Annotated in this window: 19 protein-coding genes; 8 read left to right on the plus strand and 11 right to left on the minus strand. The window is 56.3% G+C overall.

Features of this window, described 5'->3' with window-relative positions; all coding sequences use genetic code 11:
- The first annotated feature begins 3 nt into the window (after positions 1-3).
- The 8 genes from ybgF to ACR0D7_RS08615 all read left to right on the plus strand — a co-directional run bounded on the left by ybgF (position 4) and on the right by ACR0D7_RS08615 (position 8,850).
- Positions 4-828 (plus strand): tol-pal system protein YbgF, encoded by an 825-nt coding sequence (ybgF, locus tag ACR0D7_RS08580; RefSeq protein ID WP_480678658.1) that lies wholly within the window; start codon positions 4-6, stop codon positions 826-828.
- The gene (gene tilS, locus ACR0D7_RS08585; RefSeq protein WP_480678659.1) at positions 825-2,078 is read left to right on the plus strand and encodes a tRNA lysidine(34) synthetase TilS; all 1,254 of its coding nucleotides are present in this window, start codon (positions 825-827) and stop codon (positions 2,076-2,078) included. The genes ybgF and tilS overlap by 4 nt, the downstream gene beginning before the upstream one ends.
- A 76-nt stretch (positions 2,079-2,154) precedes the next feature.
- Complete coding sequence (gene ftsH / locus ACR0D7_RS08590) at positions 2,155-4,071, plus strand: ATP-dependent zinc metalloprotease FtsH (protein WP_170385045.1); 1,917 nt, start codon at positions 2,155-2,157, stop codon at positions 4,069-4,071.
- 102 nt (positions 4,072-4,173) lie between these two features.
- Positions 4,174-4,770 (plus strand): MOSC domain-containing protein, encoded by a 597-nt coding sequence (locus tag ACR0D7_RS08595; protein ID WP_480678660.1) that lies wholly within the window; start codon positions 4,174-4,176, stop codon positions 4,768-4,770.
- Between the two features lie 144 nt (positions 4,771-4,914).
- On the plus strand, positions 4,915-6,591 hold the full coding sequence (locus ACR0D7_RS08600) for a formate--tetrahydrofolate ligase (RefSeq protein ID WP_480678661.1): 1,677 nt from the start codon (positions 4,915-4,917) through the stop codon (positions 6,589-6,591).
- Between the two features lie 58 nt (positions 6,592-6,649).
- Positions 6,650-6,955, plus strand: a complete 306-nt coding sequence (locus ACR0D7_RS08605) for a chorismate mutase (RefSeq protein ID WP_480678662.1) — start codon at positions 6,650-6,652, stop codon at positions 6,953-6,955.
- Between the two features lie 53 nt (positions 6,956-7,008).
- On the plus strand, positions 7,009-7,899 hold the full coding sequence (gene folD / locus ACR0D7_RS08610) for a bifunctional methylenetetrahydrofolate dehydrogenase/methenyltetrahydrofolate cyclohydrolase FolD (RefSeq protein WP_480678663.1): 891 nt from the start codon (positions 7,009-7,011) through the stop codon (positions 7,897-7,899).
- Between the two features lie 357 nt (positions 7,900-8,256).
- Positions 8,257-8,850, plus strand: coding sequence for a LytTR family DNA-binding domain-containing protein (locus ACR0D7_RS08615; protein WP_480678664.1), 594 nt, complete (start codon positions 8,257-8,259; stop codon positions 8,848-8,850).
- Positions 8,851-8,856: 6 nt separating this feature from the next.
- Here the strand turns inward: ACR0D7_RS08615 and pdeM are convergent, their stop codons facing one another.
- The 11 genes from pdeM to ACR0D7_RS08670 form a co-directional block, all read right to left on the minus strand.
- Entirely contained in the window at positions 8,857-9,519 is a 663-nt protein-coding gene (gene pdeM / locus ACR0D7_RS08620; RefSeq protein ID WP_480678751.1) for a ligase-associated DNA damage response endonuclease PdeM, read from the minus strand.
- A gap of 41 nt (positions 9,520-9,560) precedes the next feature.
- Positions 9,561-11,972 carry a ligase-associated DNA damage response DEXH box helicase gene (locus ACR0D7_RS08625; protein ID WP_480678665.1) on the minus strand — a complete coding sequence of 804 codons (2,412 nt, stop codon included), beginning with the start codon at positions 11,970-11,972 and terminating at the stop codon, positions 9,561-9,563.
- Between the two features lie 40 nt (positions 11,973-12,012).
- Positions 12,013-13,320: a P-loop NTPase family protein gene (locus ACR0D7_RS08630; RefSeq protein WP_170385025.1), complete on the minus strand. Its 1,308-nt coding sequence runs from the start codon at positions 13,318-13,320 to the stop codon at positions 12,013-12,015.
- A gap of 114 nt (positions 13,321-13,434) precedes the next feature.
- Positions 13,435-13,980, minus strand: a complete 546-nt coding sequence (locus ACR0D7_RS08635) for a prepilin peptidase (RefSeq protein WP_480678666.1) — start codon at positions 13,978-13,980, stop codon at positions 13,435-13,437.
- 3 nt (positions 13,981-13,983) lie between these two features.
- Positions 13,984-14,835 (minus strand): tetratricopeptide repeat protein, encoded by an 852-nt coding sequence (locus ACR0D7_RS08640; protein WP_480678667.1) that lies wholly within the window; start codon positions 14,833-14,835, stop codon positions 13,984-13,986.
- A 29-nt stretch (positions 14,836-14,864) separates the two neighbouring features.
- Entirely contained in the window at positions 14,865-15,413 is a 549-nt protein-coding gene (locus tag ACR0D7_RS08645) for a tetratricopeptide repeat protein (protein WP_480678668.1), read from the minus strand.
- A 40-nt stretch (positions 15,414-15,453) separates the two neighbouring features.
- Positions 15,454-16,440 carry a type II secretion system F family protein gene (locus tag ACR0D7_RS08650; RefSeq protein WP_480678669.1) on the minus strand — a complete coding sequence of 329 codons (987 nt, stop codon included), beginning with the start codon at positions 16,438-16,440 and terminating at the stop codon, positions 15,454-15,456.
- A 9-nt stretch (positions 16,441-16,449) separates the two neighbouring features.
- Complete coding sequence (locus ACR0D7_RS08655; RefSeq protein ID WP_480678670.1) at positions 16,450-17,418, minus strand: type II secretion system F family protein; 969 nt, start codon at positions 17,416-17,418, stop codon at positions 16,450-16,452.
- 11 nt (positions 17,419-17,429) lie between these two features.
- Positions 17,430-18,863 carry a TadA family conjugal transfer-associated ATPase gene (locus ACR0D7_RS08660; RefSeq protein WP_480678671.1) on the minus strand — a complete coding sequence of 478 codons (1,434 nt, stop codon included), beginning with the start codon at positions 18,861-18,863 and terminating at the stop codon, positions 17,430-17,432.
- Positions 18,864-18,888: 25 nt separating this feature from the next.
- A complete protein-coding gene (locus ACR0D7_RS08665; protein ID WP_480678672.1) occupies positions 18,889-20,118 on the minus strand; it encodes a CpaE/TadZ family protein in 1,230 nt (409 codons plus the stop codon).
- Positions 20,119-20,317: 199 nt separating this feature from the next.
- Positions 20,318-20,944 carry an OmpA family protein gene (locus ACR0D7_RS08670; RefSeq protein ID WP_480678673.1) on the minus strand — a complete coding sequence of 209 codons (627 nt, stop codon included), beginning with the start codon at positions 20,942-20,944 and terminating at the stop codon, positions 20,318-20,320.
- Between the last annotated feature and the right edge of the window lie 3 nt (positions 20,945-20,947).

Genomic DNA, 20,947 nt, shown 5'->3' on the forward strand with positions numbered 1-20,947 from the left:
ACGATGAGAATTGCAGGATGGGTTCTGGCCGCAGTTATTTCGACCGCCGGTATGGCACAAGCACAGGATCAGCAGACTCTGGCGGATATCCGGCAGGAGCTGACGGTTCTGCATGTGGAAATTCAGCGCCTCAAGCGTGAGTTTTCGACAACCGGTTCTCCGGCCCCGAACCTGTCTGGCAGTTCCATTCTGGAGCGTGTGGACGCGATTGAGGCCGAATTGCAGCGTTTGACGCGTCAAACTGAACAGCTGAACCAGCGTGTGCAGAATGTCGTGACAGACGGCACCAACCGGATCGGGGATTTGGAATTCCGTCTGGTCGAACTGGAAGGTGGCGATCTGAGTACGCTGGGTGAGACATCGACTTTGGGCGGCAATACCGAAATTACGGCTGCCGCACCTGCGACCCCAACCACGCCGAACGTCTCGGAGCAGGGGGAGCTGGCGATTGGTGAACGCGCCGATTTCGATACCGCTGCGCAAGCTTTGGCCGAGGGGAATTTTCAGGTGGCTGCGGATCAGTTCGCTCAGTTCGACCTGTCATACCCCGGCAGCCCACTGGCGCCCGAGGCGCATCTGAAACGTGGGCAATCTCTGGAAGGTCTAGGCGACACGCGAGAGGCTGCTCGGGCATTTCTGGCCAGCTTTACGGGTGATTCCGAAGGCGCATTCGCCCCAGAAGCTTTGTTTGAACTGGGCGCTGCTTTAGGTCGCCTGGGCCAAACCGATCAGGCCTGTATTACATTGTCTGAGGTTGGCGTACGCTTTCCGTCCTCGACCGTTGTATCCGCCGCCACACAAGAAATGGCGTCGTTGGGCTGTTCTTGACCGATCAGGGAGAAACTCTGCGAAGAGAAATCCGTGCGCGGCTACCAGAAAGGTTACCGCCTCGATTAGGTATTGCCGTGTCCGGGGGCGGAGATTCGGTGGCGTTGATGCACTTGTTGCAAGACATCGCGCAGTCCGAGCAAGTTGCCCTATATAGTGCAACGGTGAATCACGGCTTGCGCCCTGAAGCCGAAGCCGAGGCTGCATGGGTTGCCGAACAGGCGGCTATTTTGGAGATCCCACATGAAACGCTCATTTGGCGGGGCTGGGATGGTGCCGGTAACTTGCAGGATCAGGCTCGTCAGGCGCGGTATAGGCTGTTGACGGATTGGGCAAAGCGCAACGAGATGACGGCGATCGCGCTGGGCCATACGGCGGACGATCAGGCCGAAACGGTTCTGATGCGGCTTGGCCGAACTGCAGGCGTGACCGGCCTGTCGGGTATGCCCTACATACGCGAGCGTGACGGGATCACTTTGCTGCGTCCGATGCTGGGGATCACCCGTAAATCTCTGCGGGGTTTTCTGTCAGCAGGCAATGTGGACTGGATCGAAGACCCATCGAATCACGACAGCAAATTCGACCGGATCAAGGCCCGAGAAGCGCTGTCAGGGTTGGCACCTCTTGGCATTTCGGCACAATCTTTGGCCCGTGTGGCTGAAAATCTTGCACAAGCGCGTGAGGCATTGGACCGCTATACGCAGGAATCCGCGCGCAAGGTTGCGGTGGTGGATGGCGGGGATGTCTGTATCGACCGTAGTGGTTTTGAACTGCTCCCAGCCGAGATTCAAAGGCGGCTTATTATTGGAATCATCGCATGGATTGCCGGAAATGGGTATCCGCCACGCAGTGCGGCTGTGGATCAGGTGGTGGCTGCCGCGCGGGATGGCCTAGCCATGACTCTGTCGGGCTGTCTGGTGATCCCGCAGGGCGATAAAACGTGGTTTTGCAGGGAGCTAAACGCAGTGGCGACGCAAACCACGGCCCCAACCGAGGTTTGGGATAACCGCTGGGTCCTGTCGGGCCCCGAAGCTTCGGGTGTCGAGGTGCGCGCTTTGGGAGAGGACGGTTTGCCAGAGGTGCAAAACTGGCGTGCTTTGTGCAAACCGCGTCAGGCGCTTTTGTCTTCCCCTGCAGTTTGGAGAGGTGAAAGCTTGATTGCGGCGCCGTTGGTTGACTATTCGAACGGATGGAGGGCCAAGTTTGCTCCGCATTGGCCCGAGTTCTACTCTTCGCTTTTATCGCATTGAACCTGCTTGAATCATCTCTATTTTATAGAGCAACCCGGCAGACCCTCATTTGCCGAAATCTTTTGGGAGATATTCCTTGGGCAACGCTCGTAACATCGCCTTCTGGGTCGTTCTGTTTCTGCTGATCCTTGCACTGTTCAATTTCTTCAGCGGGCAAGGCGGAACGCTTCAGAGCAATGAAAGAACCTATTCCGACTTTGTCAGCGCCGTAGAAGGTGGCGAGGTCAAGAGTGTGACGCTGGATGGTGAGCAGATTCGCTATTCCACTCAAAGCGGCGCAAACTATGTCACAATCAAACCGGGTGACGCCGAAGTCACCAAACTGCTGATCGACGAGAACATCCCTGTTCAAGCGGTGAAACAGCAGCAATCTGGTTTCCAATCCTTCATTCTGACGCTGCTGCCATTCCTGCTGCTGATCGGTGTGTGGATCTATTTCATGAACCGTATGCAGGGCGGCGGCAAAGGCGGAGCCATGGGCTTTGGCAAATCCAAGGCTAAGATGCTGACCGAAAAGCATGGCCGCGTGACCTTTGACGACGTTGCGGGCATCGATGAAGCCAAGGAAGAGTTGGAAGAAATCGTCGAATTCCTGCGTAACCCGCAGAAATTCAGCCGTTTGGGTGGCAAGATTCCGAAGGGTGCTCTGCTGGTTGGCCCTCCGGGTACTGGTAAGACGCTGCTGGCCCGTGCGATTGCGGGTGAAGCAGGCGTGCCGTTCTTCACCATCTCGGGTTCAGACTTTGTTGAGATGTTCGTGGGTGTCGGCGCAAGCCGTGTGCGCGACATGTTCGAACAGGCCAAGAAGAACGCGCCCTGTATCGTGTTCATCGACGAGATCGACGCCGTGGGTCGCCATCGTGGTGCCGGTTATGGCGGCGGTAATGACGAACGCGAACAGACGCTCAACCAGCTGTTGGTCGAGATGGACGGGTTCGAAGCCAACGAAGGCGTTATCATTCTGGCGGCGACCAACCGTAAGGACGTTCTGGATCCCGCGCTGCTGCGTCCGGGCCGGTTTGACCGGAACGTGACCGTCGGCAACCCCGACATCAAAGGCCGTGAGAAAATCCTGGGCGTGCATGCGCGCAAGACACCTCTGGGCCCCGATGTCGATCTGCGTATCATTGCGCGCGGTACGCCGGGCTTCTCCGGTGCGGATTTGGCAAACCTCGTGAACGAGGCCGCGCTAATGGCCGCGCGTGTGGGCCGTCGCTTTGTCACCATGGAAGACTTCGAGAATGCCAAGGACAAGGTGATGATGGGTGCCGAGCGCCGCTCGATGGTGCTGACGCAGGATCAAAAGGAAAAGACGGCGTATCACGAATCCGGTCATGCGGTGGTTGGTATGACACTGCCCCTTTGTGATCCGGTCTACAAAGCAACAATCATTCCGCGCGGTGGTGCGCTGGGTATGGTCGTCAGCCTGCCTGAGATGGACCAGTTGAACTATCACCGCGATGAGTGTGAGCAGAAACTGGCCATGACCATGGCTGGTAAAGCCGCCGAGGTCATCAAATACGGTGAAGACCATGTTTCAAACGGCCCGGCCGGTGACATTATGCAGGCCAGCCAGTTGGCGCGCGCCATGGTGATGCGCTGGGGTATGTCGGATAAGGTCGGTAACATCGACTATGCCGAGGCGCACGAGGGCTATTCGGGCAACACGGCTGGTTTCTCGGTATCGGCCCATACCAAAGAGCTGATCGAAGAAGAGGTAAAGCGCCTGATCCAACAAGGCTATGAGCGTGCGCACAGCATCCTGACCGAGAAAAACGAGGAATGGGAGCGTCTGGCGCAGGGCTTGCTGGAATACGAAACCCTGACTGGGGACGAGATCAAGCGCGTCATGAACGGTGAATCGCCGAACGAAGGCGATGATGAAGGCGACAAACCTGATGAGGGCAGTGCGCCCAGCGTGACAGCGATTCCGAAAACCAAGGTCAAGAAATCTCCGCCCGACGGCGGGATGGAGCCCGAGCCTTCGGCATAAGAACATCAGACCCGGGCATTGTCCCGGGTCTTTTTTCGCCTTTTCAATCGGGGCTAGCTGCCTTCTATTGCGACAGCGGAACTATGTTGAAGGGGAGCAATTATGCCCGTCATGCGTGAGACCGAGTACAAGGGTAAGGTTGTCTGGCTGGGTCATGTTCCCGCGGGTAAATCCATTCGCGCGAACGCTGTAGATGCTCTCGATCTTGGTTTCTTTGGCGATCGCGGCGCCCGGCACGAGGGCGAGACCCGCGCCTCGTGCGTGCGGGTGAAAAATCTGTACCCGCAGGGCACTGAGATCCGCAATGTCCGGCAATTGTCAGTCTTGTCCGCCGAAGAGATTGACGCGACAGCGCAAGAGATGGGGCTGGATCGACTGGACCCGTCCTTTTTAGGGGCCAGCATCGTGCTGCGCGGTATTCCGGATTTCACTCACATCCCGCCATCTTCGCGGCTGCTAGTTGCGGGGGGCGTTAGCATCACGGTTGATATGGAAAACCGCCCCTGCGTGATTCCGGGGCGCGAAATCGAAACCGATCTGCCAGGGCACGGCGCGGCGTTCAAACCGGCGGCTCAGGGGCGGCGCGGTGTCACCGCATGGGTAGAACGACCCGGCGAACTGAAGCTGGGTGATACCATGACGCTGTTTGTGCCGGATCAGCGGAATTGGGCACCATTGGGTCAACCCGTTTCCAATTAGAAACGGTGGATTTGCCCCAACGCCGTTTCGCGGCCTGAATATGTCGGAATCTATAGCCATCGACATTGTACACAACGGTATGGGTGACACAGCGCCGACGTACTGCGTCGGTATTGCACGGTATTCAATCAAGGACCCTGGCCAATGAGCTACAAATCCGACATCGAAATCGCTCGCGAAGCGAACAAGAAACCGATTCAGGAAATCGGCGCCAAGATCGGCATCGAGTCCGCAGACCTGCTGCCTTACGGCCATGACAAGGCAAAAGTCAGCCAGGACTTCATCAACTCGGTTCAAGACCGCGAAGACGGCAAACTGATCCTCGTCACCGCGATCAACCCGACCCCGGCAGGTGAAGGTAAGACCACCACCACCGTTGGTCTGGGTGACGGTCTGAACCGCATCGGCAAAAACGCGATGATCTGTATTCGCGAAGCCTCGCTCGGCCCGAACTTCGGTATGAAGGGCGGCGCTGCAGGTGGCGGTTACGCGCAGGTTGTTCCGATGGAAGAGATGAACCTGCACTTCACCGGCGACTTCCATGCCATCACCTCGGCACACTCGCTGCTGTCGGCGATGATTGACAACCACATTTACTGGGGCAACGAAGCCGAGATCGACACCCGTCGTGTCGCCTGGCGTCGCGTTGTCGACATGAATGACCGTGCGCTGCGTCAGATCACCGCCTCGCTGGGTGGCGTGTCGAACGGCTTCCCGCGTGAAACCGGATTTGACATCACCGTCGCGTCCGAGGTCATGGCGATCCTGTGCCTTGCCAATGACTTGAAGGACCTGGAAAAGCGTCTGGGCGACATCATCGTTGCTTATCGCCGGGACAAGACCCCGGTCTATTGCCGCGACATCAAGGCCGAAGGCGCAATGACTGTTCTGCTGAAGGACGCAATGCAGCCGAACTTGGTGCAGACGCTGGAAAATAACCCGGCATTCGTCCACGGCGGTCCTTTCGCCAACATCGCGCACGGCTGTAACTCGGTCATCGCGACCAAAACCGCACTGAAAGTGGCCGATTACGTTGTCACCGAAGCAGGCTTTGGTGCCGACCTGGGTGCTGAGAAATTCATGAACATCAAGTGCCGCAAGGCGGGCATCGCGCCGTCGGCAGTGGTTCTGGTCGCCACCGTGCGCGCGATGAAGATGAACGGCGGCGTTGCCAAGGCCGATCTGGGCGCGGAAAACGTCGATGCCGTGAAATCGGGTTGCGCCAACCTGGGCCGCCACATCGAAAACGTGAAATCCTTCGGTGTACCGGTCGTTGTCGCCATCAACCACTTTGTCACCGATACCGACGCCGAAGTTCAGGCAGTGAAAGATTACTGCTCCAACCATGGTGTCGAGGCAGTTCTGTCGCGCCACTGGGAACTGGGTTCGGAAGGCTCCGCACCGTTGGCCGAGAAGGTTGTCGAAATCGTTGAAGGTGGTTCGGCGAACTTCGCGCCGATCTACCCTGATGACATGCCGCTGTTCGAGAAGATCGAAACCATCGCCAAGCGCATCTACCGCGCTGACGAGGTTCTGGCCGACAACAAGATCCGCAACCAGCTGCGCGAGTGGGAAGCTGCGGGATATGGCAATCTGCCTGTCTGCATGGCGAAAACCCAGTATTCGTTCTCGACCGACCCGTCATTGCGTGGTGCACCCACTGGCCACTCGGTTCCGGTGCGTGAGGTTCGCCTGTCCGCCGGCGCTGGTTTCATCGTGGTTGTCTGCGGTGAGATCATGACCATGCCCGGTCTGCCCCGCAAACCGGCTGCTGAATCCATCTGCCTCAATGACGCAGGTGAGATCGAGGGCTTGTTCTAAGCGCCCGAATGATACATCTCGTGGTCCGGGGATATCCCCGGGCCGTGAGGAGAATAAGATGCCCACTCTGAAACCGCCGCAGGACTGTCGCTCGATGCAGGAATTGCGGCCTCAGATCGACAAGCTGGACCGCCAACTGATTGAATTGTTGGTAACGCGCGCAAGTTACATCGACCGCGCGTCAGAGCTGAAGCCCGGCGAGGGGCTTCCAGCCCGCATTCCGGATCGTGTCGAAGACGTGGTGCAACGCGTGCGCAAGAGCTCTGACGAGTTGGGCATGGACCCCGATCTTGCCGAGACACTCTGGCGCATTTTGATTGATTGGTCGATTGCCCGCGAAGAACGCGTGCTCGGCCCCGACTGAAGACCCGGGCGCTGTATGCGCCCGATCCGTTTTTTGAAAGAAGGGATCAAAGGATGGTAGCGCAGGTTATCGACGGTAAGGCCTTTGCGGCCAAGGTTCGCGCCCAGGTGGCAGATCAAGTTGCGAAATTGAAGGAAGAGAACGGAATCACCCCAGGTCTTGCGGTGGTTCTGGTCGGCGAAGACCCGGCCAGTCAGGTCTATGTCCGCTCGAAAGGCAAGATGACCGTCGAGGTCGGCATGAACTCGTACGAGCACAAGCTGGATGCCGAGACATCGGAAGAGGACCTTCTGGCGCTGATCGACAAGCTGAACAACGACCCGGCCGTGCACGGCATTCTGGTGCAGCTGCCGTTGCCCAAGCATCTGAACGAAGATCTGGTGATCAATTCGATCGATCCGGCCAAGGATGTTGACGGTTTCCATATCTCGAATGTGGGCCTGCTGGGTACCGGGCAGAAGTCGATGGTGCCCTGCACCCCGCTGGGCTGTCTGATGATGCTGCGCGACTACCATGGCTCGCTGTCGGGTATGGATGCGGTTGTGATCGGCCGCTCGAACATCGTGGGCAAACCGATGGCGCAACTGCTGCTGGGTGACAGCTGCACCGTGACCATCGCGCATTCGCGCACCAAGGACTTGGCCGATGTTGTGCGCCGCGCCGATATTGTGGTGGCTGCCGTGGGCCGCCCCGAGATGGTGCCGGGCGACTGGATCAAGGAAGGTGCCACCGTGATCGACGTGGGCATCAACCGCATCGAGCGTGACGGCAAAAACAAGTTAGTCGGTGACGTCGATTATTCCAGCGCCGCTGAGCGCGCTGGCGCCATCACCCCAGTTCCGGGCGGCGTCGGTCCGATGACCATCGCCTGCCTGCTGGCAAACACGCTGACCGCCTGCTGCCGAGCAAATGGCCTGCCAGAGCCCGAAGGCCTGACGGCCTAATCAATGCACAGCACTTCTGATTATCGGGGCCGAAGAGTGGATGCACTCTTCGGCCTTTCTTGTTCAGATCGCACCAAGTTTGAATTGACGGGGTTTGAAGTATCTGGCTATCGGTGATAAACACGTAATTCCAGCCGGTTACGATGATTTGTTTTGGGTCGCGCTTAGTGAGGCTGGGCACTGCCGACCTTTCGTTGAGTGAGTATGATAGTCGTGCCAAGTTCAATCCCGCCCGCACTGACCCTGCGTCGAGCGATTGCAGGGCTTGCATTCCCGCCTTTACTGGCATGTGCTTTTCAACCCTTCCCCGATCTTTATCTATCCTATGTTCAGCGTCTTGTTTTCTGGGTCGGGGTGATGACGCTAGCACTGAGCACGACATGGGTGGTCAGAGGCCTCGCGCAGAAGTATTTAGCCGATACTCGGTTTTCCTGGCGCGACATTGCATTGGTTGCGGTGATCCTAGCACTGTTTGTCCCGCCTCTTTGGCTCATGTCCTACCTGTTGATCACGGTTGGGGGGCATCAAGCTCCGGGCATCTTGTCGGTAACACCTTACGGCGCGCTTTTCGCAACCGGGCTGGTGCTTGCCCGCGGCTATAGCCAGGCTGAGCCGCAACAGGAAAACGAAGTGCGCCCTCTTCCACGTCTGGTCAAACGTCTGCCTGATTCATTTTCTGGTCAGATTTATCGACTGACTGTACGGGACCATGCTGTAGATGTAGTGACATCAGAAGGAACGTTTACCATCCGATCACGATTCACAGATGCGATAGCCGAAATGGAGCCTGTTCCCGGCCATTGTACGCACCGATCCCACTGGGTTACGGACGATGCTATCGTCGGTGCCGAGAGGCAGGCCGGGAAAACTTTTGTGCGACTGAAGAACAACGATCTGGTTCCAGTCAGCCGAAAATACAAACCCATGTTGGAACAGGACGGCTTGCTTTAAAGCCCTTTACCTTGGCATTGGGATGGTCTGCGGCGCGGGGCCTGTCAGAATCGCAAGGGCGCGGTCACCCATAAGCTTGTACAATACCTGATCGGAACTGCGCATTCCGCCGGTGTAGGTGCCATAGGCTGGAAGGATTATCCGTGCCTGGTCCACCAGAAATGCTGGCCGGGTAATCGAACGGCCGCGTGTCTTGAGACGAGCCTTAGGGTGATAGTGGCCCGAGATTTCAGCCTGTGCCTCCGCCTGCGCGATATGCCGAAATGTCAGAGGACCGATCGTGCATTCGAACAGGTGCGTACCCCCCAACTCAATAGGGCCAGGGTCATGGTTGCCTTCGATCCAGATCCACCGCCGCCCTGCTTGCAAGGCGGTGATATCACGCTTTTCCGCCGCGTTTATCGCCATCGAGGCATCAAGATCGTCAAAACTGTCGCCAAGGCAGATCACAGTGCTGGGGTTGGTTCTGGCAATATCAGCGCTTAGACGGGTCAGGGTTTCTTTACTGTCATAAGGGGGCAGGGTTGGGCCGCCCCGTCGCGCGATACGCTCGGATTTACCCAGATGCAGGTCAGACACGCAGAGCAGGTTTTGATCTGGCCACCACAATGCCCCAGAACCCAACGCATGCAAGGTCTGCCCCACAAATGAAAACGTCACTTCGTTCATGATCCGTTCTTCGCGCGTTTTGATGGGTGACGCAAGCGGCATCAACCGGGTTCCAGCCCTGCGGCCTGCAACAGTCGGGCGCTTTCTTCGGCCAGAAGGCGTTCTTCGGCCACGCCTTTGACCGGGACTTTGCCAACCTCGAGAAATAGCGGCGCAGCGAGGGGGGAAACCCGGTCCAAACGCAACAGGTCAATCCGATCACCGATGCGGGCTATCATGGCCTCGATCCGACCAAAATCCACCAGCCCGCGCATGGCTTCTTCGCGGGTGATCTGCATCAACAGGTGATCGGGGTCGTATTTCAGCAACGTGTCGTAAAGGATATCCGAAGAAAACGTAGCCTGACGTCCACTTTTGCGCTGCCCTCCGGTGTTGCGTTCGATCAGCCCTGCAATCGTGGCCGAGGCGCGAAAGGTTCGCTTCATTACTGCATTTCCTGCCAGCCAAGTCGCAAGCCCGTCGCGCAGGGCATCCAGTTGAAACAGGGGGCGCGGATCCGTCACCGCGTCCAACCCCCAGATCAGCGTTGCATAATCGGTCGCCACAAATCCCAGCGGTGCCAGCCCGGTTTCCTCCATTCGTTTGGTCAGGAGCAAGCCTAGTGTCTGTTGCGCGTTTCGACCGGCAAAGCCATAGACGCACAGATTCTCGCGCCCGTCGTTGGGAAAGCTTTCGATCAGTAGGCGGTCGCGTTGGGGCAGGCGGGATATGTCGCGCTGGAGGGCCAGCCAGTCGGCTGTGTGCGCCGGTAGTTGTGGCCAATCGGATTGGGCGAACATTCTCAGGATGCGATCGCTCAACTGCGTCGATGTAGCGAATTTTGTACCTGAGAATACAGCCACCTTGGGTTTTCGATCAGCGCGGCGACTAACCTCGACCACCATTTCGCGTAGCCCCTCATAGCGCACGATCTGACCGCCGATCAGAAACGTGTCACCTTTGGTAAGCGATGCGGCAAAGGCCTCCTCGACCTCGCCCAGCGGTTTGCCACCACGATTGCGTTTCAAGCGCACCTTCAGTGTGTCAGTGTCCTGAATGGTACCGAGGTTCATGCGGATACGCTGCCCCGCGCGCGGGTCGCGTAGCTGCCACCGGCCATCAGGACGCTTTTGCAGACGTTGCCAACGGTCATAGGCACGCAGGGCATAACCACCCGTTGCGCAGAACTCTAAACAGGCGTCGAATTCGGCACGGGTTAGTTGGGAATAGGGACCGGCCGTAGTCATTTCTGCGAATTGCGTCTCCGCATCGAACGGCCCTGCCGCCGCGGCGATCAGGATGTGTTGGCAAAGGACATCGCGTGGACCGGTACCGCGTGGCTCACCATCCAAATCGTGCGCCTTGGTGGCCTCAAGCGCCGCGACACACTCTACCACCTCAAACCTGTTCGCAGGCACCAGCAGGGCTTTGGAGGGCGCGTTGTAGCGGTGATTGGCCCGCCCGATGCGCTGCACCAGCCGTTTGACGTTTTTAGGTGCGCCAATCTGGATAACTAAATCGACATCGCCCCAGTCGATGCCCAGATCCAAACTACCGGTGCAGACGATCGCGCGCAGTTCTCCTCGCACCATTGCTGCTTCGACCCGTTCACGCTGCTGCCTGTCCAGACTGCCGTGGTGGATGCCGATCGGCAGGCCGTCTTCATTGGCAAGCCAGAGGTTGTGAAAGAAAATCTCGGCCTGCGCACGGGTGTTGTGAAAGATCAGCGTGGTCTTGTGCTGTTTGATCTGCTCCATAACCGCTGGGATCGCATAAGCTGCACCGCCGCCAGACCAAGGAGGCATTTCCTCCGTCTCCAGCATCCGGATGTCGGGGTCTGGGCCGGGATCGGCCAGCACGATTTCGCAGGTGTCTGGATGACAGGCCAGAAAGCGTGCGATTGCCTTTGGGTCTTCGACGGTGGCCGAAAGACCGACCCGGCGCAGATCTGGGCAAATGGACTGCAGCCGCGCCAGAGCCAACATCAACTGATCCCCGCGTTTGCTTTCCGCCAAGGCGTGGATTTCGTCGACGATAACCCGCTGCACGCCTGCAAACATCCGTCGAGCGTCCTCATACGAGGTCAGCAGGGCCAAGCTTTCAGGTGTGGTCAGCAGAATGTGCGGAGGGTCCACCCGTTGACGTTTCTTCTGTGTGGCCGAGGTATCGCCGGTGCGGTCCTCGATCCGAATCGGTAGACCGATCTCATCTGCGGGGGCGCGCAGGTTACGGCGGATATCGGCGGCCAGCGCCTTGAGAGGCGAGACATAGATCGTGTGCAAGCCCGCGTGATTCCGTTGGGCCAATTCCGCCAAGGTAGGTAGGAACCCGGCCATGGTCTTACCGCCGCCGGTAGGGGCAATCAGCAACGTGGCCGGGCCTTCGGCCCGGTCGAACATGTCCTGCTGATGTGGGTGGACGGACCAACCCTTGGCGGCAAACCAATCTGTGATCCGAGCGGGAATCTGCGTCATGAACGCAGGTTACCCGTCCCGTCAGGAAATTGGCACGGCGTTATTTGACGATTTTCTCGTCCTTAACGAACATGTTGGACCACGCGCGGTCGATCAAATCCGGGCTCATCTGGTAGGGAATACCCTCGAATTCGCAGATCGAGATCATCTGGTCGATCAGGAAGATGGGCTGATAGTTCGCGTAGATGTTGTTGATGGTGGGGTATTTGACCTTCAACAGATGCACCAGTGCTTCTTCGTCCAGAGGCATGCCGCGTTTGCGGGCGACCATGGCAAAGATTTTCAGGAAATTCTCTTGGTTCGGCCCGTCGATCTTGATCTTGAAGAAGATCCGGCGCAGGGCTGCTTGGTCAAAGATTTCATTCGGGTGGAAGTTGGTCGAGAAGATGACCAGCGTGTCGAAGGGGACTTCGAACTTTTCCCCCGATTGCAGGCCAAGGATATCCTTGCTTTCTTCCAGTGGAACAATCCAGCGGTTGATCAGGGCCTGCGGCGGTTCCTGCTGACGGCCAAGGTCGTCCACGATGAAGATGCCGCCAGTCGATTTCAACTGCAATGGCGCCTGATAGGTCCGCGCAGTGGGGTTATAGACCAGATCCAGCATGCTAAGCGACAGTTCACCGCCTGTTACAACAGTCGGGCGTTCGCATTGAACATAGCGCGAATCGAACCGTTTACGGCGGCGCAGGCTGTTGGGATCATCAGGTTCCTGCTCGATCGCGGTGTGTACGATCGGATCGTAGACTGTGATCACCTGACCCGCGTACTCGATGGCAAAGGGCACATAGACATTGTCACCCAAAGCATCCCTGATCCCGTTCGAGATCGAGGATTTACCGTTGCCCGGAGGGCCATACATCAGGATCGAACGACCCGCGCTGACAGCGGGGCCTAGATGATCCAGAAGACTGTCAGGCAGAACCAGATGTCCCATTGCGCCAACCAGCTGATCGCGGGTCACCTGAATGTTGCGGATCGACTGACGTTTTACCTGTTCGCGGTAAACATCCAACGGCACGGGCATGGCCCCGAAATATTCCGACTGGCTCAGCGCGTCCAGCGCGCGAGCCTTGCCGGCATCGGTCAGCTGATAACCCATCTCGTTGCCGCTGTTGGCATTCAACGTGCCTGTGGCTTCAAGCAACTTTTGCTCGCGGGCCATGTCGATCAGTTCCTGTGTAACGGAACCTGGCAGGCAAATCGCTTGGGCGATCTCGGAAACGGTATCCACATTTTTGCGAAAGATCGTTTTTAGCATGATGTCGCGCATCATGACGATGGGCAGTTTCATTTCACCCAAACCCTTGGGGGCAGGGGGGGCCATAACCGAGGTGGTCTGCATATTCATGAGCGTCGCCCGTTTATCCAGTATTCACGCCAAAAGCCCCAAGGGGGCACTCACGAAAATTTGGCGATGCTTTGTGGCAGTACCAAGGCGGGGACAAGGCGGGTTAGTGATAGTTTACGAACCGTAAACAGTGCCTAAGATCAGATAGATGGCCAAGGTTCCGCCCAGCGGGAATCCCATCGGGAAGTGCTTGGTTTTGCTCCAACTTTCCCAGTCCGGTGCAATGTTGCGTAAAGGAGTTCTTTTGACCAACCGATGCGTGACATAAGCTGCAAGCGTGGTGGCCGCCAGAATGAACATGATCAGCCTTACATCACCCGTCCAGATGAAGGGAGAGGCAGCCGCCAAAAACTTGGCGTCTCCGGCACCCATTACGCCAGCCGCGTTAAGCAGGATACCAAAGATCAGAATGACCACGATATGAAATACGTGCCAGACATAGGGTGGCAACGAGAGCGACAATGGTCCGATGTTCGCAGCCGTCCAGTCAGTCGACCACGGGGGCAATACGAATAGGCCGACCAAGAGAAAAACAAACGTCAGGGCAACAACCGCGTGGTTCTTGATCAGCATGTCGCGCAGGTCTGTGAACGCGACGTAAAAGCAGATAGGCAAGACAAACGGTATGAACCAAAGCGCGGCTTGCGCGGGAATGTCCATCAATCAGGCACCATCAAGAGCGCGAAGAGAACGGACAGCCTCGTCATAGTGCTGTGGATGAGTGGCGATGGCTTCGCGGAACAGGTTCTTTGCTGTCGTGACATTACCTTGTTTAACAGCGGATATTCCCATTGTGTTCAACAACATAGCGCGTTCAATCTGCGACATGGGCACAACTGGCATGCTGTAATTCCCCTGAGCTGCACGGGCCAGAACCAGATTGTTTTTGGCGGTGAAGAGAGTCTGGTCTTGGCGGATCGCTTCAGTGAACAGGCGTTCAGCCTCAGAGTACTGGCCGCGGGTCAGTTTGGAATAACCCCAATTGTTCATAACGCCGCCCGGACGCGTCGTCAGCCCAACCGCCGTTTCATAGAAATGATCAGCCCGCTTCCAATCCTTCGTGGAGTCGGCAACCACGGCTTCAAGGCGATAGCGTTTGAAATTTTCATACGTCGGCGGAATGGAATTCAATACGGAACGGGCTTGTCCCCAGTTTCCTGCACGTACGAGGGCATCGGCATATTCGACCTTGTCGATATTCGAAGCCCCCTTCATCGTTGTCACCTTCTTCCAGGCGGTGACGGCTTCTGTCGTGCGTTTGGCCCGGGTCAGTGAAATCGCCAACCCACGCTGCAAATCTATGCGTCCGGGATTCTTGGCGGCTGCGCCTTGAAAATAGGTGACCGCTTCATTTGGGTCAGCAGCGGTCAACAACACCTCGTTCAGGTTGGTCTCGTCAATGACATTGACCTCCTGATAGGTGCGTTCGACCTTTTCTTCTTCGGTTTCTTTTTCGCAGGCCGATAATACCAGCCCGCACATGACCAATGGCGCAATCAAGAAATGTTGGCGCATTTTTGCGTCCCTTACTGCTCTTGCCTGTGTTACGGGAGCTTGCGCAGCTTGAATTGACCGTCGCCTTGCTGCTCCAGCGTAAATTCTTGTTCTTCTGCCGTAGTATTAACAGGATTTTCCATTTTTGCGAGAGCTAAGCGCAGATTGTCCCGGATTGCGTCACTTTCGCCATTGTCCAGCGCATAGGCGCGTTTGAAAACTTGCGCCGCTTCGGGATACTCGCCCTGTTCGACCAGCACGACACCAAGGTTGTTCCAGGGGACGGGCCAGTCAGGGTTGTCCTGAACCGCTCGGCGTAGCAGTGTTTCGGCCTGCCCTAAACGCCCAAGCCCCAAATTTGCCGTGCCCATGGATGTCAGAATTTGTGTTGTCATCCCCTGATCCAACGCCGCGCGCGCGAATGCGTCCAGCGCCAGATCATACTCACCAGATGACATAAGGCGGTTTCCGACGGTGATTTCGTCTACGCTTTCGCCATTTGGATCAATCCCGGGCGGATCCAGATCGCCCGAGGAGCCTGTTTCAGTGCATGAAGCCACCATAGCAATAACTATGGCGGCCTTTAGAGAGAGGCGCATCCGGAATGGGATGCGCCGTTGCCTGGATTGTTTAAGCGTGTCAGCCAGCGCCTTGGTTTGCAAAATCTGCGATTCCTTTTGCCGAAGGCCCGACCAGAATAACCAGCAAAGGCGGCACCGTCAGGATCATTGTGGCAAGTGTCATCTTGGTTGGCAACTTGTTCGCAGCCTCTTCTGCGCGCATGACGCGTTTGTCGCGCATTTCGCTTGCATAGACCCGCAACGCTTCGGCGATCGAGGTGCCGAAGGTGGCTGACTGGATCATAACAGTCACGAATGCACTCACGTCCTGTACGCCGCAGCGCGTTCCGAAATCGCGCAAAACTGTATCCCTGTCCTTACCAGCTTTCAGCTCATAGGCGACAATTTCGAACTCTTGCGCGATCTCGGGGTAAGAAGCCCTCATTTCCTTGGCCACACGAACGATCGCCTGATCCAGAGATTGACCGGCTTCAACACAGACCAGCATAAGGTCGAGCGTATCGGGGAATCCAGAGGTGATTGCTTCGTGCCGTTCATCAACGCGCCGTGTAATCCAGTAGCGTGGCAGGAAGTACCCGGCGAGCACCGGGATCAGAACACGAATGGCCATCTGTGATGACGTGAACTCCTGACCGCCTGATAGAACCGTTACCAGCATGACGCCGATTAGGATGCCAACGATGCCAAGTGCAAACTGCGCAAAGTGAAAGAATCGCACAGCATCTTTCGAATGATAGCCGGCCTGCCGCAGCTTGAGCTGGATCGCCGACAATTCTTCCTCGTTCTTGGGTTCAAGGAAGGTTGCGAATTTCTCGAGCTGTTCGTTTCTGCCTGCGGTGCGCAGCTTGTCTTTTTTGATCTTTTTGTCAGCTTTGGGAGCCGAGTTCGACCTCTGCAACTTTTTTAGCGGATCCTCCGGCTGATTTAGCATCAAGGAGATGGCAATCAGGATCAGGAACAGTCCAAGAATACCGAGGACGATTAGCGGACCGAACTCGCCTAGATGCTGTTTGATCAGGTCGTTGATTGGGTTCAGAAATTCCATTTTGTAACCTCAGACCTTGATGTTGGTAAGAACGCGCATCACGATCAGGTTCAGTGTCAGCATGATGCCAACAAAGAAACAGGCCGGGATAAACAATGGATGATCAAGCACGTCGTCATAGTATCCGGGATCTGTCACCAGAATGAAAACCAGACAAAACAGCGGGAAGCCGGACAGAAACTTGCCGGACCACTGCGCTTCGGCAGTAATTGCTTTGACACGGCGGAACAGGCGGAAACGAGCCCGGATGACTTTTGCCAGGCCAGCCAGAATTTCGGCAAGGTTACCGCCTGATTGCTGTTGGATTCCCACAGCAACAGCCAAAAAGCGAAGGTCCTGCATATCCAGCCTTTGCGCCAGATCTGTCAGCGCTTCGCCCACATCACGACCATAGGCGCATTCGTCCGCAATGATCCCGAATTCGGTGCCAAGCGGATCCTGCACTTCACTGGCGACAATCTGAACAGAAGACACGAACGGGTTACCCACACGCAAAGAGCGGACCATTAGCTCAACCGCATCGGGAAGCTGCTCTTCCATCATGCTCATACGTTTACTGGCCTTGCGGTTCACCCAAGTGTAAACGCCGCCAACACCGATCAAAACAGATAGTGCCACGCGCAGCACTATTTCCGTGGCGGTGCCGACGCTCAACCCGACAAAGGCAAAGCAAGACAACAAGGCCATGACCAGAATCAGTTGCCGAGGAGAGAAGGCGATGGCCGCCTTTTGCGCCTTGTCGGCCAGTAATGAATAGAGCGGAATGCTCTGAGATTTCATGTGCTGCTGCATCTCTTTGCGCAGCTGTTCCAGAACTTGTTCCCGACCGGCGCCCTTGTCCAGCATATCGAGACGCCGGTTCACACGATTGTTCAGGCTGATGGATTTGCCAAAGGCCACCAGATAGATACCTTCGACCAAAGCGAATACCGCGGCGAAGATCACGACATATATGATCGCCTCAACAGGCAGTTGCATATTCAGATCTCCTACATAGCCGTTGGTTCATAGATCGAAGCGGGCAGGTCAAAGCCCCACAGGCGGAAACGCTCGGAAAAGTGACTGCGCACGCCGGTTGCGGTGAAATGACCGATGATTTTGTTTTCTGGTGTCAAGCCAACGCGTTGAAATTTAAAAATTTCTTGCATCGAAATTACGTCACCTTCCATGCCGGTAATCTCGGTAATAGAAGTCATTCTACGCGAACCATCCTGCAAGCGGCTGGCTTGTACGATCAGGTTTACAGCGCTCGAGATTTGGCTACGAACCGCTTTGATCGGCATCTCGATCCCGGCCATGGCGATCATGTTTTCCAGACGCGAAATCCCGTCGCGGGCCGAGTTTGCGTGAATCGTGGTCATCGACCCGTCGTGCCCTGTGTTCATGGCCTGCAGCATGTCGATCACCTCGGCGCCACGTGTCTCACCCACGATGATGCGGTCGGGTCGCATACGCAGGGCGTTTTTCAGACAGTCGCGCGGGCTGACCTCACCCTTGCCTTCAACGTTGGGCGGGCGGCTTTCCATCCGGCCCACATGTGTCTGTTGCAACTGAAGTTCCGCTGTATCCTCAATCGTCAGGATGCGTTCTGCATCGTCGATGAAGCTGGACAGCGCGTTCAACGTGGTTGTTTTACCCGAACCCGTACCGCCCGAAACGATGATATTCAGACGAGTGGACACAGCGGCCTGAAGAAAAGCGGCCATTTCTTCGGTAAAGGCACCGAAATTGACCAGATCGTCGATGCCAAGCTTGTCTTTCTTAAACTTACGAATGGAAACCAGCGAGCCATCTACTGCAATCGGTGGAACCATGGCATTGAAACGCGAACCATCGGCAAGACGGGCGTCAACATAGGGATTGGATTCGTCGACACGACGCCCCACAGCGGACACGATCTTGTCGATGATCCGCATCAGGTGCTTTTCGTCTTTGAAGGTAATATCGCTGATTTCTAGCTTACCGTCACGTTCCACGAAGATCTGTTGCGGACCATTGACCAGAATATCGTTGACTGAATCATCCCGCAGCAGGGTTTCAAGTGGACCCAGGCCGGTGACTTCATCGTAAAGTTCTTTGTTCAGCTGCGAGCGGTCCTCGCGGTTCAAAACGATATTTCGGGCTTCCAGTACCTCAGTAGCGATTGCGCTGATCTCTGCGCGCAGTTCTGCCTCACCCGCATTTTCAAGCGCTGCTAGGTTCAGGTTTTCCAGCAACTCTCGGTGCAGTTCGATTTTGATTTCGCCCAGGCGCTCTTTACGCTTGCGATCACGATCAGAGCCGACTGGCTCAGCCGCCTTTTTTTGCAATGGGCGCCGAGCAACCGCTGTGGCCGCAGGCGCCTTTTCGGCAACAGGGGCCGGATTTGCAGCCGGGGCTTGAACCGGCTGTGCTGCGGGTTGTTTTTTGTATCTGGAAAACACGGCGGTTCTCTCCCTTAGGTTCCCATTAGGCGGCTTCAGCGTCGCTGTTGCCTAGGCTGTGAAGGGACTTCGCAAGTTTTGCGATTTCCCGGCGCAGCGGGTTTTTGCTGGCTGCATTGGCCAGGGGCTGCCCGTGATCGCCGCTTTGCATGACGGGTTTACCTCCGTCGGGCAACTGAAGATCAATGGAAATTCCTAAGCTTTCGCCCATTCGTTTGACTCGGCTCTTACCATTCAGATCAGTGAATTTCGGTGCCCGGTTCAGGGCAAAGCGCAACTTGTTGAACGGCAGCTCCTCGGCCTGCAAAGCCCGCTTCAAGCGCAGTGCATTTTGGGCCGAACGCATATCCAGCTCAATAATGGCAAAATAAATATGGGCCGTCTGAAGAACAGTTTCTGACCACTGAACCAGCGTCGATGGCATATCTACAATGACATAGTCAAAGTGTCGCCGTGCTGTTTCTATAACGCGGTCAATATCTTCGGGGGTGATCAGGTCCAACGGCACCATATCGGAGGGTGCTGTCAAAACTTGCAGCTTGTCTTCGTAGCTTTGTAGCGCTTGCGAGAATACGTCGTCATCCATAGAGGAGGTATCCGACAGCATTTCAAATACGGTTTCCCGGCGTGGCAGGTCCAGATAGGTCGAGACTGTGCCAAATTGCAGATCCAGGTCCAGCAGACAGACGGACGGTGCATCTTTGTCGGAAACGGTTGCCAGTTCCCAAGCCAGATTCACCGCTAATGTGGTCGAACCGACACCGCCAGCCAATCCGTGCACAACAAACAAGGCCCCTTCTTTGGCTTCACCTGGCGCCAGCGGAGCAACGGCCTGTTGTACTGCAATCGGGGCAGGCTGCTTCATCCGATTGATGGCTTCCTGAAGTTCACCTTCGGGCAGAGGGTAGGGGACAAACTCATCCGCACCTTTGCGCAGTAGCTGATGCAAGGAGGCCGGAGTGACATCTTCGGCAATCAGAACAACTTTAATGTTCTTTTCCTTTGCGCGGGTGATGATCTCACCCATCAGCGACAGGTCGTCTTCATCTTCGCCATCAATTGCTAATGCGACAAATTCCAGAGAATCTGCATCGGGTTGGCTGAAAAACGTCAAAGCCTCGGCAAACCCAAGATCGCCCCAGTTCTCTCCCAGGACCGCTTCCATGTCTTCGATCAGAAGATCGAAATTCTGGACATCGCGGCTTACAGTGCAGGCCAGGATGGCATTTTCGTTTTGTGGCGTAGTGCTCGTCATTAACACAATCCTTGTCGTGACAGCTGGCAAACCGAATGAGTCTAATGACTCAATCTGATTCGCTATTGCCCCGTTTGCGGCCGATTTGGGCCGTAGGTCATCTAATTGTAGAAAAATTGGCTTGGAACTTAGGCAACATTAGGGCGCAAAAGAACCAATTGTAGGGAAATGGGCGACGATGCCGCCCATTTCCTAGGGATTATTGACTTTGACCAGTAGTAGTGTCTTCGCTTTGGATGTAGCTCTCGCGCGTCGCGCTCGCAACATATTCGCGATAGATCACTTCCGCATACTTGCCGTCCAGCAATTGCGGTGCACGATCCACAAAGCCTGAAACTTCAGTCACTGTCCGACGGTTGCGTCGGTCTCTGTCAGGGGTGTCGATCAGTGGGCGTGATTTGCCGAAGGATACGACAGCCTCAAGTCTGGATCTGGAAATTCCCTGCTGCGTGAGGAAATTTACAGCCGCGTTGGCGCGCCGTTGACCCAAGCTTTGGTTATAACCCGAAGATCCAACGGCGTCAGTATGTCCGTATACACGGAAGCGCGCCTCTGGGAACTGTTTGATCCAATCGGCTTGCCGCAACAAAATCCGCTGTGCCGCCGCATCCAACTTTGCACTATCGAAAGCAAAGTTGATCTGCGTCGGAACTTCGGCCGCGAAACGCTGACCCAGAATCTGAGCATAAGTCAGTTCGCCATTCATGACCTGAGTGTTGTTTAGGGTAGCATTCCCGAACGCTCCTTGGTCGACTTCATAGCCGGCCTCTCGCGCACACGCGGCGACAGTGAGCGAAAGACCCAGTGTTATGATCCACTTCTGCATTGG

The organism is Ruegeria sp. BB7 (assembly GCF_056539365.1).